Consider the following 16,084-nt stretch of genomic DNA (forward strand, 5'->3'; position numbering starts at 1 on the left):
AAGCAAAGAGACGGGGACGGTTCTGGTCAGCAAACGACCGGGCCCGTCCCCGTTTTGCTGTGAGCCTGTTGCATCACGTGCCTGCCAACAACTGGAGCGTGGCGGCAATCGCTGCTTGAATGATGCACGACGAGTTTTTCTGCTAAGGCTCTGGCGAAACGATTGCGGGCGTGGTGCGAAGCAATGGATTCACTGATTACAGCGGCGGCGCAGGCACTGGCGGCGGGCGATGCGTTAGGCGCGCTGAATCGGGTTGCCTTGCGTGACGATGCGCCGGCACTGGCGTTGCGCGGCATTGCCATGGCACAGCTGGGAGATTTGGCGCGGGCCAAAATACTGCTGCGCAAAGCCTGTCAGACGTTTTCGCCCCGGGAGACAATGGCTCGTGCACGCTGCGCAGTGGCTGAGGCCGAAGTCGCCCTTGCCGACAGAGATCTGAGTTGGCCGACTCAGGCCTTGCTGAACGCGCGGGCCACTCTGGAGGCTCATGCAGATTTTGAAAATGCGGCGCACACGTATTACCTGCAAGCCAGACGCTGGCTATTGCTCGGCCGGTTGGATGAGGCACAGCAGGCGCTGGCCAAGCTTGATGGCAGGCGTTTGTCAGCGGCCCTGAAAGCAGCCTGTGAGTTGGTTGTTGCGGGCATTGCCATGCGGCGCTTACAGGCGCAGCCCGCACGCGACGCACTCGAGCGGGCGCTGCATTCTGCGCGGCAATCGGCTATTGCGGCACTGGTGAGTGAGGTGGAAAACACCTTGCGGGTGATCAATCAACCAGTTGCCCGGCTGATGAAAGGCGGACAGGCGCAGCCGCTGTTGCTTGATGAGGTAGAAGCGCTGCATGCCTCTTCGGCGCTGGTGGTTGATGCCTGTTGCTATGCGATCAGCGACTCGCGAACACGGGTATCACTGGCCACCCGGCCCGTGTTGTTTGCGCTGGCGTATGCTCTGGCTGAGGCGTGGCCTGCGGATATTGCCCGGGCAGCGCTTTATGAGCGCGCATTTCGCGGCACCTTCAGTGATGAAACCCACCGCGCCAGACTGCGCGTAGAGATCGGCCGGCTCCGCGGTTTGTTAGGCGAAATGGCCGCGATCAAGGCGACTGCCAACGGTTTTGTTCTGCAGCCGCGCGCTGCTGAAATCGCGGTGCTGGCGCGACCTGTCACTGACAAAAACGGCGCCATATTGGCATTGCTCAGTGATGCGCAAGCTTGGTCCAGCTCGGCCTTGGCCATGGCATTGGGCATCAGCCAGCGCAGTGTGCAGCGGGCACTGGATGCATTGGAGACGTCCGGGCTGATCAAGCCAATCGGCAATGGCAGAGCGCGTCGCTGGATCACCTCACCGGTGCCGCGATTCGCGACGACCTTGTTACTCCCGGTCTCATTGGCAACTGATTAATCTGGACTTCTCGATCACTGATGAGGTTTTAAGCGATGAAACGTTCCAGTGCTGAAATTGTTCGTGAGTTTTCCGATTTCCCCGGTGTTGATCACGTCAACGGTGTGAGTTACGACGGCACGCATGTGTGGGTCGCGACTGGTGCAAAACTCAATGCGCTCGACCCGCAAAGCGGTGTCATCCTCCGCTCGCTGGATATTGCGGCTCATGCGGGTACGGCGTTCGACGGGCGCTATCTGTATCAGATCGCGGAAACACAGATCTACAAACTCGACCCGCAAACCGGCGCGGTGCTGGCCAGTATTGCCGCGCCGGGAGGCGGTGAGGATTCGGGATTGGCGTGGGCAGAGGGCTCGCTTTGGGTGGGCCAGTACCGCGAGCGCAAGATCCACCAGATTGACCCCGAAACCGGCAAATTGATTCGCAGCATCGACTCCAATCGCTTCGTCACCGGCGTGAGTTGGGTCGATGGCCAGCTGTGGCACGGGACCTGGGAGGGTGATGAAAGCGAGCTACGCCAGATCGATCCACAGTCGGGCGAAGTCTTGCAACGCGTGGTCATGCCTGAGGGCGTTGGTGTTTCCGGGCTTGAGTCGGATGGCGGCGAGCTGTTCTTTTGCGGCGGAGGAAACAGCGGCAAAGTACGGGTAGTGCGTCGACCCCACGGATGACGAGTCAGCGCAACGGTGGGCACTTCGCCCACCGTTGCGTGTTAGAGCGGTTACTGGCGGCGCAGCATCAGCAATGCAATGACCACGCCGAGGGCGGCAATGCCGGTGGCAATAATGCCCAGCGACGCCAAGCCAAAATGGCGGATACCCAGGCCGCCAAAAATTGCGCCCAAACCAATCCCGGCGTTGGCGGCCGAAATATTCATCGTTGCCGCCAGCGCCTGAGCCTTGGCGCCTGCTTGCATGACGCGCACCTGACACACCGGAAACAGGGCGGTGTAGGCAATGCCCCAGGCGATAAGTGCGATCACCAGCCCAATAGAATTTGTGGCCAATGGCACAGCAGCGAGCATGCCCGCGCCAAGAATCAGCAGGAACAGCAGCATTGCCCCGAGCGGGTTTTTATCGACCATGTTGCCGCCAATCTGGTTGCCGATCATGCCGATAGCGCCGAAGCCCATCAACCACCAGCCAACTTGACTGGCCGGGATGCCCGCGAGGCTTTCCAATGTATCGGCCAGATAGGTGTAGGCCGTGAACATAGCCGTAAAGGCCACGACAGAGAGCAGCACGTGGGCGAGAAAGCGCGGCTCCCTGAGAATCGCCGTTTGCTTGTCGCCTGCTGCGCGTTTGGGCGATGAGGGCAACGTCGGCATGCACAGGTGCATCAGCAAGCCAATCAGCAAGCACAGCGCCGCCAGAATCCAGAAACTACCGCGCCAGCCCACTGAGTCTGCCGCAAGGGTGCCCAGCGGCACACCGAACACCAGCGCTGCGGAGATGCCCAGATAAACCCTGGCGACTGCTTTACCAGCCTTGCTTGGCCCGGCCAATTGTCCGGCTGTTTCGCTGGCCGTGCCCCAGAAAACCGGTAGAAACAGCGCCGGGATAAACCGTGCCAGCGCCAATATCCAGAAATTGCTGGCGAGCGCGGCCAGCACGTTGGAAGCCGCAAAAATCAGCAGAATACCGGTGAACAGGTGCTTGCGATTAACCTGCGCCAGCTTGGCGGTTAGCACGGGCCCGAACAGCATGACGGTAAAGGCAAACAGCGTGACCACCTGGCCTGCTAGCGCGACGGAAATGTTCAGGTCACGCGCGAGCGCAGGCAGCAGGCCGACAATCAGGAATTCTGTGGTCACGATGACAAACGCGGCCACCGCCATGATCAGAATCTGTAAGCCTGTGCGTGAGGTATCTGGCGTGATTGCGCTCGGCGTCAGCGTCGAGGTTTGCATAAACCTTTACTCAAAGAAGAATTTGAGTCAGCTTATTAGAGAATTTAATGCTGATTCAGGCTTAAATTTATTAATTGTTATGAATTAAATTCTCAAATGAGGCGACGATGTATTCGTCTGAACGGCTCAAAGGCATTGATGTGTTTGTTTGTGTGGCCGATGTCGGCAGCTTCACGGCTGCTGCCGAGCGCTTGAACCTGACCAGTTCTGCGGTCAGTAAAGGCATTGCCCGGCTGGAGAGCCGCCTGCGGGTTCGGCTGTTCAACAGAACCACGCGGCGCTTGTCGCTAACCGACGCCGGTGTCGAGTTTTATCGCACCTGCGCAGGCGTGCTGGCCAATCTGGAAGAGGCCGAGCTGGCGTTGCATGCCGAGGCCGAAGAGCCCCGTGGCAAAGTGCGCATCGACTTGCCTGCCTCATATGGTCGCCTGCATGCGCTACCGGCGATTCTGCAGTTTGTTGAAGATCACCCGTTGTTGAATCCGCATATATCGTTCTCCGATCGATTCGTCGATCTGGTCGAGGAGGGCGTCGATATTGTAGTGCGCATTGGCGGCGCAGATACGTGGCCGGCCACGTTGGGTCGACGATTTCTCGGCATGCAAAGGCTGATTTTCTGCGCCGCCCCTGCGTATCTGCGCAAGTACGGCGAACCGCAGAGTGATCGCGACTTGGAGCAGCATCAATGCATCAGCTACGGTGCGACCGATGGTTTGCTAAGGCCCTGGTATTTTGCCGGAGCCCAGCCCGGTGAGATGGAACAACGGGTGCTCCCGGCACGGATTGCTGTCGGCGATGGAGAAGGCCAGGTGATGGCGGTATTGGCAGGGCACGGTGTCGCGCAACTGCCAACCTGGCTGGTCAGGCATCACCTTGATCAGGGTACTCTGGTTGAAGTGCTGCCGCAGTTGGCCACTGATGGCCTGCCGCTCAATCTGGTGTGGCTGAAAAGCCGCGAGAAACTGCCGAAAGTCAGTGCGATGCTGGAAATGCTCAGCGCCTGCCTGACCCCGTCAGGTCGATCCGGCGCGATATAGAGTCGAGAGAATATAACGGGGCCCATCAAGTGTTTATGCAGGGCCCCGCCATCAGCCGGAGTGGCGCTGTAAAGCAGCGCTCAGCGCTGAATGTAAATGTGACCGGAGTGCTTTGGGTAAGCACTCCGGCCACTTACGCTTTGATTAATCGACCAACGTCAGGGTGACGTCGATATTGCCACGGGTGGCGTTTGAGTAAGGGCAAACGATGTGCGCCCGGTCGATAAGCAGTTGTGCTTGCTCACGGTCCACGCCCGGGAGGCTGATGCGCAACTCAACTTCAATGCCGAAACCGTCAGGAATGGCGCCGATACCCACCACGCCTTCGATTGAGGCATCCGCTGGAATCGCCAGCTTATCGCGGGCGGCGACGAACTTCATGGCGCCAATGAAGCAAGCGGAGTAACCGGCAGCGAACAGTTGCTCCGGGTTGGTGCCTTGGCCGCCCGCGCCACCGAGTTCTTTTGGCGTGGTCAGGGCAACATCAAGCACACCATCGGAAGAGATGGCACGGCCGTCACGGCCACCTGTGGCTTCGGCGTAAGCGCGATAAGCAATGGTTTCGATCGACATAGCAGTATTCCTCTTCACGTGTGTTCGGGGTGCCGAACTGAAATGGTTCTGTGCTATCCAATGATTAACCGCCAGGGTTGGATTCATCGGTAGCATTCGATTTGTTGCGAGCCAGATTCTTGCGCGCTAATCAAATTCGATGGGCAAACATTAGCGCTCAATTATTTAGTGCGCAATATATATTTTAGAGTATTCGGCTATTAAGCCAGATGCTTTGGCTCTTTCAGGTTGTCACGGGTGAGCAGAACCCTGCGCTTCGAGCGTGCACTGGCCAAGCATTTGAATGATAGTCGCTGCTGCACGATACGCAGTGGTTCCGCCTGGCACGCAGGCGATCTGGGCGTTTGCGTGGGCAATGTCAGGCAGGTGAATGCAGCCGCAGGGCGCGGCCGCTTGGCTCAGAGAGCGTCTTGCAGGCTCTTGCGCAGCACGATCAAATCTTGTTTGAGCGACTGCAACTGTTCCACCGTCTGCTGGCTAGCGCGCACGATACACGCGGGAACTGCTTTGGCCTTCTCGCGCAGTGCACGGCCGTTTTCTGTCAGGTGCAACTCGACCACACGCTCGTCAGTTCTGCTGCGGGTGCGGGCGAGTAATCCTTCTGCTTCCAGGCGCTTGAGCAATGGCGTTACCGAGCCCGGATCGGTGATCAGCCGGGTGCTGAGTTCGCCGACAGTGATGCCGTCGCCTTCCCAGAGCACCATCATGGCCAGGTATTGCGGGTAGGTCAGGCCGAGTTCCTGCAGCAAGGGTTTGTAGACCTTGGTCATCATCAGCGAGGTGGAGTAGAGGGCGAAGCACAACTGGCTGTCCAGATGCAGTTCGACGTCGGAGTCTGGGGTTTTCATGAGGGCCTCGAATGACGCAGGTGTGTGCAACAATTTAACGCGCAAATTAACAGAGTGCCAAGTTATTACCGGCATACGTGAAAGCGGCATACGCAGCCGAACGAAATGCCGGGTCAGATGACGCTATAAAGTGATTCCTATACATTACGAGCCCGCTCATTGAATGGTGAAATTGCTTCATGGCTCTCGCGCTCGAACGTCTCATCGCCGGTACACCGATACCTTACGCCGGTAATCGTGTTTCTTTGGTCAGTGCCGAATTGGCCGCTCGTTTCCAGCCGGGTGACCACCTGTTGGTGGAGCAAACCAGCGGCGAGTTGCTGCTGATCCCCGTGGCTGACCAGCAAGCGGCAGCTGTCGCGATTGAGCGGGCGCAGCTGGCCTTCAAGGCCATGTCGGCCGTTTCAGATGCGGACATCAGTCGATTCTTTGATCTGTTTGCCCAGCGTCTGGAATCCGCTGAAACATGGGCGCTGATCGAAGCCGCCAATTTGGCTGACATTGAAAAGGCCAAGGCGCGAGGCCGTTCAACTACCCGGTTGCTCGCCAACGAGGCCATGCGCCGCGACATGATCGCCGGCTTGCGTGCATGGCGAGACGCTGCGCCAACACGTGGCAAGGTCTTGAGTTGTGTTGAGCATGACGGCTGGAAGGTCGAACAAGTGATGGCGCCATTAGGCATTGTCGCCTTCGTGTTTGAAGGCCGCCCCAATGTATTTGCCGATGCCGCCGGTGTTTTGCGCACGGGCAACACCGCGGTGCTGCGCATTGGCAGCGACGCCTTGGGCACGGCGCAAGCGATTGTCAGCCATGCGCTTAATCCTGCGCTCAGTGAAGCCGGGTTACCTGTCGGCGCCGTATCACTGGTCGAAAGCGTCAACCACGCCGCGGGCTGGGCAATGTTTGCCGACCGGCGTTTATCGCTGGCCGTTGCCCGTGGCTCGGGCCGTGCGGTCAGTCAGTTGGGCAGCATTGCCCAGCAGGCCGGCACGGATGTCAGCCTGCACGGTACAGGCGGCGCCTGGCTGATTGCCAACCATGACGCTGATGCTGAGCGCTTCTCCAGCGTGGTGCGCAACTCGCTCGACCGCAAAGTCTGCAACACCCTGAATGTTTGCCTGATTCACCGTGACCGCGCGGCGCAATTGGTTCCGCTTTTCCTTGCCGCCTTGCAAGAGGCCGGTGCGGCCCGAGGCCAGGCCTGCAAGCTGCACGTAGTTGAAGGCAGCGAATCGTATCTGCCAGCCGATTGGTTGAGCGCCAGCGTCGAGATTTATCGCGCCGAAGGCTATCGCACCGAGAAGCAAGTTGAACTGCTGCCTGAAAATCAGTTGGGCCGCGAGTGGGAATGGGAAGAAACGCCGGAAGTCAGCCTCAAAATCGTCGATGATCTGGACCATGGCATTGGCTTGTTCAATAGCTACAGCCCGCAGTTCACCGTGTCGCTGATCAGTGAAAGCGCGCAGGCACATGCGCATTTCTACGAGCAGGTGAATGCGCCTTTCGTGGGCAACGGCATCACCCGCTGGGTAGACGGCCAGTACGCGCTGAACAAGCCGGAGCTGGGCCTTTCCAACTGGGAGAACGGCCGCCTGTTCGCGCGCAGTGCCATTCTTTCCGGCGATGGTGTATTTACTGTCCGCAGCCGCATGACCCAAACCGATCTGGGCGTTAAACGCTAACGGCGCAAGAGAGCAGGGTGGATGAAGCAGTGTTCATCCACCAACTTCAGGCTGCAACGTTTGCCTGTCTTGGGTTTACGCGTTAGCTGCGTAGCAGAAACAAAAACCCCCGCACTCAGGCGGGGCTCTCAACTTTCAGCGAGTGAGCTGATTAATCCCAGCTCAGCGCGCCGCCCGTTTGATACTCGATCACGCGGGTTTCGAAGAAGTTTTTCTCTTTCTTCAAGTCCATGATCTCGCTCATCCACGGGAACGGGTTGGTGGTGCCCGGGTACTCTTCTTTGAGGCCGATTTGGGTCAGGCGGCGGTTGGCGATGAACTTGAGGTAGTCCTCCATCATTGCCGCGTTCATGCCCAGTACGCCGCGTGGCATGGTGTCACGTGCGTATTCGATCTCAAGCTGAGTGCCCTGCAGAATCATCTGCGTGGCTTCTTCTTTCATCTGCGCATCCCACAGGTGTGGGTTTTCGATTTTGATCTGGTTGATCACGTCGATACCGAAGTTCAGGTGCATCGACTCGTCACGCAGGATGTACTGGAACTGCTCGGCAACGCCGGTCATCTTGTTGCGGCGGCCCATCGACAGGATCTGGGTGAAGCCGCAGTAGAAGAAGATGCCTTCCAGTACGCAGTAGTAAGCCACCAAGTTACGCAGCAGTTCTTTGTCGGTCTCGACGGTGCCGGTATCAAACGTCGGGTCGGAGATCGAACGGGTGTACTTCAAGCCCCAGGACGCTTTCTTCGCGACCGAAGGAATCTCGTGGTACATGTTGAAGATCTCGCCTTCATCCATGGCCAGCGATTCGATGCAGTACTGGTAAGCGTGGGTGTGGATCGCCTCTTCGAACGCCTGACGCAGGATGTACTGGCGGCATTCCGGGTTGGTGATCAGGCGGTAAACAGCCAGCACCAGGTTGTTGGCAACCAGCGAGTCGGCGGTGGAGAAGAAGCCGAGGTTTCGCATGACAATGCGGCGCTCGTCGTCGGTCAGGCCGTCGGTGCTTTTCCACAACGCGATGTCGGCGTTCATGTTGACTTCTTGCGGCATCCAGTGGTTTGCACAACCGTCCAGATACTTCTGCCAGGCCCAGTCGTACTTGAATGGTACGAGCTGGTTCAAGTCTGCGCGGCAGTTGATCATGCGCTTCTCGTCAACCGCGACGCGGGCCGAGGCACCTTCCAGTTCGGCCAGGCCTTCAGCCACGTCAAGCTCGTCCAGTGCAGCTTTGGCGCGTGCGATTGCAGCGCTGTCGTCAGCCGAGACTGCGCGGGCTTCTTGGGCAGCAGCGTCGCCAACCTGATCCAGTTTGTCGATGTTCATGTCTGCCATCGAGGCAGCAGCGTTGCTGCTGGCGGCTGCAGTTTCTGCGCCGTCTTCCTTATCGAATTCGTCCCAGCTCAACATAGTCGGCTCCTTAAGATATAAATTTCGTGGGCCTGCTGCGCATAGCCCAGACTGCGTTGAACGCGATAATCGCGGGTTCTTGTACGCCACCCGCTCAACCGCGTCTGCCTTGCCTGAACTCCGCTCGCAAGTCCCTGACTCGAAGCTTAAAGCGCTAGGCGCTTCACGTCGTGTATAGCTGCTGCCGCGAAATGCAGCGCCAGCAGAGTGCTCTTGTGTCTGACAAAGCACCTTGATTTGAATCACTCAACTGCATCTGCAAGTGCACTCAAACCAAAATGCTTTCGTGTTCTTGATCTCACCCGCATCACTACAAATGCAGCGTGCTGCTGAGAGAGTAGCCGTTAGGCGCCGGCTGGCACTGAACCCTGAGCGTACATCTGTACGTGAGGGGGCAGGGCCAGTCGGCAACAACGCGGATGCCTCTCAGCATCGCGCGTCATCTGTTACTACTTACTGACAAGCTTCGCAGTCTGGCTCGTCGATGGCACAGGCTTTAGGCACTGGCGCCGGACCGGCGGACATCTCAACTGCTGGCGCCTTGGCTGGAGCGGCGCTCAAACCATCACCACCGCCGCTGGATACGGCGTTCAGCTTGCCGGTGCTTACAGTCGACTTCTCGGTGCTGGTCGCGGCCAGGGCACGGAGGTAGTAAGTGGTTTTCAGGCCACGGTACCAAGCCATGCGGTAGGTCACGTCGAGCTTCTTGCCCGATGCGCCGGCGATGTACAGGTTCAGCGACTGAGCCTGGTCGATCCACTTCTGGCGACGGCTGGCAGCGTCAACAATCCACTTGGTTTCAACTTCGAACGCAGTGGCGTACAGGTCTTTCAGCTCTTGCGGGATGCGCTCGATCTGCTGCACGGAACCATCGTAGTACTTCAGGTCGTTGATCATGACCGAATCCCACAGGCCGCGAGCTTTGAGGTCGCGAACCAGGTACGGGTTGATCACGGTGAACTCGCCGGAGAGGTTCGATTTCACGTACAGGTTCTGATAAGTCGGCTCGATCGACTGCGACACGCCTGTGATGTTGGCGATGGTAGCAGTCGGTGCGATGGCCATGATGTTGGAGTTACGAATACCTTTCTGTACACGGGCGCGAACCGGTGCCCAGTCGAGGCTCTCGTTGAGGTCAACATCAATGTACTTCTGGCCGCGCTGCTCGATCAGGATTTGCTGAGAGTCGAGCGGCAGAATGCCTTTAGACCACAACGAGCCGTCGAAAGTCTCGTAAGCGCCACGCTCATCAGCCAGGTCGCACGAGGCTTGAATGGCGTAGTAGCTGACCGCCTCCATCGACTTGTCGGCGAACTCAATGGCAGCGTCCGAGCCGTAAGGAATGTGCTGCATGTACAGCGCATCCTGGAAGCCCATGATGCCCAGACCGACCGGACGGTGCTTGAAGTTGGAGTTACGCGCCTGTGGCACCGAGTAGTAGTTGATGTCGATAACGTTATCGAGCATGCGTACCGCGGTGTTGACGGTTTTTTCCAGCTTGGCAGTGTCCAGCTTGCCGTCCACGATGTGGTTCGGCAGGTTGATCGAGCCCAGGTTGCAAACCGCGATCTCGTCCTTGTTGGTGTTCAAGGTGATCTCGGTGCACAGGTTCGAGCTGTGGACCACGCCAACATGCTGCTGCGGGCTGCGCAGGTTGCATGGGTCTTTGAAGGTCAGCCATGGGTGGCCGGTTTCAAACAGCATGGAGAGCATTTTGCGCCACAGGTCTTTAGCCTGAATGGTTTTGTGCAGCTTGATCTTGCCGTATTCGATCAGCGCTTCGTAATACTCGTAGCGCTCTTCGAAGGCCTTACCGGTCAGGTCGTGCAGATCCGGCACTTCGCTCGGCGAGAACAGGGTCCATTTGCCGTCATCGAAGACACGCTTCATGAACAGGTCAGGGATCCAGTTAGCGGTGTTCATGTCGTGCGTACGGCGACGGTCATCACCGGTGTTCTTGCGCAGTTCGATGAACTCTTCGATGTCCATGTGCCAGGTTTCAAGGTAGGCGCACACAGCACCCTTACGCTTGCCACCCTGGTTCACGGCAACGGCGGTGTCGTTGACTACTTTCAGGAAAGGTACAACGCCCTGAGATTTGCCGTTGGTGCCTTTGATGTATGCGCCCAGCGAGCGAACAGGGGTCCAGTCGTTGCCCAGACCGCCTGCGAATTTCGACAGCATGGCGTTGTCGTGGATCGCGTGGTAGATGCCCGACAGGTCATCCGGAACGGTGGTCAGGTAGCACGAAGACAGCTGTGGACGCAGGGTGCCGGCGTTGAACAGCGTAGGGGTCGAACTCATGTAGTCGAACGACGACAGCAAGTTGTAGAACTCGATCGCGCGGTCTTCTTTCTGCTTCTCTTCAATCGCCAGGCCCATGGCCACACGCATGAAGAACACCTGTGGCAGCTCGAAGCGAATGCCGTCTTTGTGAATGAAGTAACGGTCGTACAGTGTCTGCAAGCCGAGGTAGGTGAACTGGCCGTCTCGCTCGTGGTTGATCGCTTTGCCGAGTTTCTCCAGGTCGAAGTCTTGCAGCTTCGGATCCAGCAGGTCGAACTGAATACCTTTGGCGATGTAAGCCGGCAGGGCCTTGGCGTACAGGTCAGCCATTTCGTGGTGAGTCGCGCTGGTTGCAACTTCGAGGAAGGTCAGGCCTTCAGCACGAATGTTGTCCATCAGCAGGCGGGCCGTTACGTAGGTGTAGTTCGGCTCGCGCTCAACCAGGGTACGCGCGGTCATTACCAGCGCGGTGTTGACGTCGCTCTGGGCAACGCCGTCGTAAAGGTTTTTCAGGGTTTCTTTCTGGATCAGCGCGCCGTCCACTTCAGCCAGGCCTTCGCAGGCTTCGGTGATGATGGTGTTCAGACGACCCATGTCCAGCGGCGCAACCGAGCCGTCGGCGTGGGTGACGCGGATGCTTGGGTGCGGCTCGGCAATATCGGTGCCTTCGCGCTTACGCTCTTGCGAACGCGATTCGCGGTAGATCACGTAGTCGCGGGCCACTTTCTGCTCGCCTGCGCGCATCAGCGACAGTTCGACTTGATCCTGAATTTCTTCGATATGGATGGTGCCGCCCGAAGGCATGCGACGCTTGAAGGTTGCCGTGACTTGTTCAGTCAGGCGGGCAACGGTTTCATGGATGCGCGACGAAGCGGCAGCGGTGCCGCCTTCTACTGCGAGAAACGCCTTGGTGATGGCGACGGTGATCTTGTCATCGGTATACGGCACGACGGTACCGTTACGCTTGATCACACGCAGTTGGCCCGGTGCGGTTGCCGCCAGGTCTTGAGTGGCGTCAGGGCTTTGCAGTGCAGCGCCCTGCGATTTCTCGCGAGAAGTGTCGGTGTGCATGAATGTCTCCGTGTTCATAATTATTTCAGTTAGACGCTTGTGCGGTTGATTGCTACGACGTACCAACGTTCATTCCATTTCTAACAACGTCACTCGCCCGGAACACAGTCCGAGCCAATTGCATATTGCTGGTGGTATCTGGAGGTGCGACGAAAGCGCCTCTAACAGCTTGCTTAAGTCTAGTGCCGGCTTTTCGCAGGCACCACTACATGTAGTGTTCTGTCTGTTCGTGCTCAACAGCCTGTGGAAGGCCCGTGCGCGCGAGTGGCGTCTTACCGGTTACGCTTGCTACAGGTGGTGCTCAAACAGCCAGTAATGCTTTTTTATGCACAATTTCGGTTCGGGATATGGACTAAAACTGTGCAAATGTGTTTGGGTTGTTTTTAGGTTAAACCCCAATATGTAGGTGTTTAACGCGATGGGGATACAAGATAGTGCGATGGGTGAGGGTTGGCAAGTTGATAAAAACGCTCAGCCTGTGGATAAAGCTGTGGGTTATCGTGGGGTAACAATCGCCAAGCCGCGTTGTTGCTGGGATTGTTGTCTGTTCGCCGTTCGTCGAAGTCGCCGGAGGTTTTTTTTAGTGACTTTTTAGGCGTTATCAGTCAGTCACAAAAACACTACATATAGTCATAGAAGCCCTGCATATGGTGTGTGTTTTGCTGTGCTGGCAGCGCACTCGGCGCTAGGCCTTTTTCAGTGCTACGGATTAGCCGTGCCGCGTGGTTACAATGCACGCCGAAGATATGGTTTTCGTAAGCCCTGGAGGTCGTGGTGGAGCAAGCGTCTTGGCAAATTCTGATCGTTGAAGACGATCAGCGGCTGGCCGAACTGACCCGCGAGTATTTGCAGGGTAACGGCTTTGCCGTTGCGGTGGAGTCGGATGGAGCGCTTGCCGCTCAGCGTATTTTAACCGAGCAGCCCGATCTGGTCATACTGGATTTAATGCTGCCGGGCGCCGATGGTCTGACAATCTGCCAAGCGGTGCGTGATGGCTATTCGGGGCCGATTCTGATGTTGACGGCGCGTACCGATGACCAGGATCAGGTGCTGGGTCTGGACATGGGCGCAGACGACTACATGTACAAGCCGGTGCGCCCGCGCGTGTTACTGGCGCGGATCAATGCGCTGCTGCGTCGGCTCGATGCGCCGCAAGTGGCTCTGGCTGATAACCCGGCGCGGCGTTTGCAGTTCGGCTCGCTATTAATAGATGCCTCGCGGCGTGAAGCGTCGCGCGCGGGGGAGCGAATCGATCTGACCAGTGCCGAGTTTGATCTGCTCTGGCTGCTCACTGCCAATGCCGGGCGTATTCTGTCCCGCGAAGAAATTTTCACCGCCTTGCGCGGCATCGAGTATGACGGCCTCGACCGTTCGATTGATGTGCGCATCTCTCGTATCCGCCCCCGCATCGGCGATGACCCGGTGCAACCGCAAGTCATTAAAACCGTGCGCGGCAAGGGTTACCTGTTTGTCGCCGAAGCGGCTGTCGAGCTGCTATGAACTCGATCTTCCTGCGTATCTACGGCGGCATGCTTGCCGTTCTGGTGTTGGCGGCACTGCTGGGCGTGGTGACCTTGCACATGGTTAACGAGGTGCGCACTGACCAGTACCGCGAAGACCTGGCGCGCGGTACGTTCCGCCTGATGGCGGATAATCTGGCCGGCCTCGACGATGTTGAGCGCCGCCGCGCCGTGGCTGTCTGGGGACGACTTCTGGGCGTGCCGCTTAAAGTAGAGCCCGTGGACGCTGCTGGTTTGAATAGCGGTGAGCGCGGGCGCTTACTGCGCAGCCAGGTTGTGGTGCGCATGACCGGCCCGCACGCGGCACATATATATAGCCTGATTGGTGAGCAGAACGTGTTGCTGCTCACCGGCGAAGTGCAGCAAGTCAGCGAACAGTTGGCGCGCGCCACCGCGTTCCTGTTGATTGATGAACTGGTGCGTTATCCGGTGGATGAGCAGCCACGGCGTCTGGCCGAGTTGAAGCAATCGAAGCAGTTCGGCTTCGAATTGCGTCTGGTCAAGCTCGACAAAGCCAATCTCGATGATGATCAGCGTCGCCGCGTGGACGAAGGCGACACGGTGATGGCATTGGGGCAGGGCGGTGACACCATTCATGTGTTCTCCGGCATCGTCGATACGCCATGGGTATTGGAGATCGGCCCGCTGTATCAAATGAATCCCTATCCGCCGGAGTTGCTGGTACTGATCGGTGCGCTGGGCCTGAGCATGATTGGCTTGATGGTTTACCTGTTGGTCCGTCCGCTGGAGCAACGCCTGCGAGAACTGGAAGGCGCCGCCACCTTGATCGCCAGTGGCCGGCTGGAGGCGCGAGTGCCGACGCGCGGCCCGGATTCGATTGGTCGCCTCGCCGTCGCATTTAACGACATGGCCGAGCACTTGCAGCGCTCATTGGGCATTCAGCGCGAAATGGTGCGGGCGGTGTCGCATGAATTGCGTACGCCGGTCGCACGCCTGCGTTTTGGCCTGGAAATGATCGAGGACGCGCCCAGTGAGCAAGCGCGGCAAAAGTACATGGAAGGTATGGACAATGACATCCAGGACCTCGACAAACTGGTCGACGAGATGCTCACCTTCGCCCGGCTGGAGCAGGGCGCGCCGGCGCTGAATTTTGTCGATGTAGAGGTCGACACGTTAATCGATCAGGTAATCGGCGAGTTGGCGCCGTTGCGCGCCGATGTGCAGGTTACTCAAGGCCCGGTGTCGTTGGCCGAGGCTGGAATGAGTACGCAGGTTGATGCAGATTTTCGCTATCTGCACCGTGCCCTGCAGAATCTGTTGAGCAACGCCATGCGTCATGCCGAAACGCAGGTGCGCATAAGTTTGCACATTGGTCTTAAACACTGTCGGATCGACGTGGACGATGACGGGCCCGGAGTGCCGCAAGAAGCCTGGGAGCATATATTCACCCCATTCCTGCGCCTCGATGACAGCCGCACCCGAGCCTCCGGTGGCCACGGTCTGGGCCTGTCGATCGTGCGGCGCATTGCCATTTGGCATGAAGGTGAGGTGTTGCTCGATCACAGCAACGCACTAGGCGGCGCCAAATTCAGCCTGGTGTGGCCGTGTAAGCAAGGGTAAGTGCGTAACCGTGTGGGCTACATATCAGCCGTCATGTTTGGGCACCTCTGGAGCCGGTCAGCGTCGGTGCCTTTGCTGTAGTCAATATCGGCATTGGCATCCAGGTAGATAGTCGTGTGTGGCCACTTTGGGGTGACGCTGACGCAATGCTCACGCCCCTTGCCGAGCCTCCACCAGAAAAACTCAACGCGGTGGTCCGCGTCCCTGACGATATCTACTGTTTCGGTGGTGTAACCGCCCGGGCCAATAGCACTGTCGTATGAACTTCCGTTGTCTACCCAAAGATAGCCGATTGCAGCAGTGGCATCTTCGGAGTAATAGACCCTGACCCCCGGCAGCAAAAGCGTGCCGTAGCGCATCACAAGGAATGCAACGATTGGCCACATCCACCAGCGCATGCGCCACTTGCGTTTACCTGCACTCATGCGGCTTAACGCCCCCTCCCCAATCGTTGGTAGGTACTGCAAGCACTTCGGCCATGACCACATCGCCGCCGACATTCTCCGAGCCGCTGGTGATCATGCCGCCGTGGCTGGTCGGGCTACCCAAATAAGCCATTGGCCGATCGTTGACAATGATCGACGGGAAGCCCGCGATGATAACGGCTCCGCACCCACAGGCATCGCCGACTCGCGCCGCCCAATCCCCGTTGATTATCACGTTGTCGCTGGCTGAGATTATGGGCGTGGTGCCATGCCCGGGAAGCGGGCAAACATGGCTGTCACCCTTGCGCGCCGATGGGATCATCTGTGCACCTCATTTCATCCGTGA

General features: G+C 58.2%; 12 protein-coding genes and 1 pseudogene. 6 read left to right on the top strand and 7 right to left on the bottom strand.

All coding sequences use genetic code 11. The annotated features are described in order from the left end of the window. Positions 1-183: 183 nt before the first annotated feature. Both FEZ62_RS03730 and FEZ62_RS03735 read left to right on the top strand, forming a co-directional pair. Complete coding sequence (locus FEZ62_RS03730) at positions 184-1,401, top strand: HTH domain-containing protein (protein WP_172926850.1); 1,218 nt, start codon at positions 184-186, stop codon at positions 1,399-1,401. A 35-nt stretch (positions 1,402-1,436) separates the two neighbouring features. Next, a complete protein-coding gene (locus tag FEZ62_RS03735) occupies positions 1,437-2,072 on the top strand; it encodes a glutaminyl-peptide cyclotransferase (protein ID WP_172926851.1) in 636 nt (211 codons plus the stop codon). A 50-nt stretch (positions 2,073-2,122) separates the two neighbouring features. Here the strand turns inward: FEZ62_RS03735 and FEZ62_RS03740 are convergent, their stop codons facing one another. Further along, positions 2,123-3,310 (bottom strand): MFS transporter, encoded by a 1,188-nt coding sequence (locus FEZ62_RS03740; RefSeq protein WP_172926852.1) that lies wholly within the window; start codon positions 3,308-3,310, stop codon positions 2,123-2,125. 107 nt (positions 3,311-3,417) lie between these two features. On the opposite strand from FEZ62_RS03740, the gene FEZ62_RS03745 reads away from it, so the two are divergent. Beyond that, positions 3,418-4,347, top strand: a complete 930-nt coding sequence (locus FEZ62_RS03745) for a LysR family transcriptional regulator (protein WP_172926853.1) — start codon at positions 3,418-3,420, stop codon at positions 4,345-4,347. 144 nt (positions 4,348-4,491) lie between these two features. Here the strand turns inward: FEZ62_RS03745 and FEZ62_RS03750 are convergent, their stop codons facing one another. Together FEZ62_RS03750 and FEZ62_RS03755 are read right to left on the bottom strand one after the other, a co-directional pair. Next, positions 4,492-4,920: an organic hydroperoxide resistance protein gene (locus FEZ62_RS03750; RefSeq protein ID WP_069901818.1), complete on the bottom strand. Its 429-nt coding sequence runs from the start codon at positions 4,918-4,920 to the stop codon at positions 4,492-4,494. 398 nt (positions 4,921-5,318) lie between these two features. Then, positions 5,319-5,768 carry a MarR family transcriptional regulator gene (locus FEZ62_RS03755; RefSeq protein ID WP_172926854.1) on the bottom strand — a complete coding sequence of 150 codons (450 nt, stop codon included), beginning with the start codon at positions 5,766-5,768 and terminating at the stop codon, positions 5,319-5,321. 179 nt (positions 5,769-5,947) lie between these two features. Between FEZ62_RS03755 and FEZ62_RS03760 the strand changes: the two genes are divergently transcribed. Further along, positions 5,948-7,450: an aldehyde dehydrogenase family protein gene (locus tag FEZ62_RS03760; protein ID WP_172926855.1), complete on the top strand. Its 1,503-nt coding sequence runs from the start codon at positions 5,948-5,950 to the stop codon at positions 7,448-7,450. Positions 7,451-7,601: 151 nt separating this feature from the next. On the opposite strand, the gene FEZ62_RS03765 is transcribed toward FEZ62_RS03760, so the two are convergent. Continuing rightward, positions 7,602-8,855 (bottom strand): ribonucleotide-diphosphate reductase subunit beta, encoded by a 1,254-nt coding sequence (locus FEZ62_RS03765; RefSeq protein ID WP_069901822.1) that lies wholly within the window; start codon positions 8,853-8,855, stop codon positions 7,602-7,604. Between the two features lie 453 nt (positions 8,856-9,308). Next, positions 9,309-12,212: a ribonucleoside-diphosphate reductase subunit alpha gene (locus FEZ62_RS03770; RefSeq protein WP_069901823.1), complete on the bottom strand. Its 2,904-nt coding sequence runs from the start codon at positions 12,210-12,212 to the stop codon at positions 9,309-9,311. Between the two features lie 774 nt (positions 12,213-12,986). Here FEZ62_RS03770 and FEZ62_RS03775 point away from each other — a divergent pair. Further along, positions 12,987-13,712, top strand: a complete 726-nt coding sequence (locus FEZ62_RS03775) for a response regulator (protein ID WP_090510540.1) — start codon at positions 12,987-12,989, stop codon at positions 13,710-13,712. Next, on the top strand, positions 13,709-15,313 hold the full coding sequence (locus tag FEZ62_RS03780) for an ATP-binding protein (protein ID WP_069901825.1): 1,605 nt from the start codon (positions 13,709-13,711) through the stop codon (positions 15,311-15,313). The genes FEZ62_RS03775 and FEZ62_RS03780 overlap by 4 nt, the downstream gene beginning before the upstream one ends. Before the next feature lie 17 nt (positions 15,314-15,330). Here FEZ62_RS03780 and FEZ62_RS03785 read toward each other — a convergent pair whose 3' ends face one another. Then, a complete protein-coding gene (locus FEZ62_RS03785) occupies positions 15,331-15,738 on the bottom strand; it encodes a hypothetical protein (protein WP_242454872.1) in 408 nt (135 codons plus the stop codon). A 67-nt stretch (positions 15,739-15,805) separates the two neighbouring features. After that, positions 15,806-16,060, bottom strand: a pseudogene (locus FEZ62_RS03790) (PAAR domain-containing protein); the annotation flags it as partial. Positions 16,061-16,084: the final 24 nt, after the last annotated feature.

Source organism: Pseudomonas sp. MS19 (genome assembly GCF_013277615.1).
GTDB lineage: Bacteria > Pseudomonadota > Gammaproteobacteria > Pseudomonadales > Pseudomonadaceae > Aquipseudomonas > Aquipseudomonas marincola.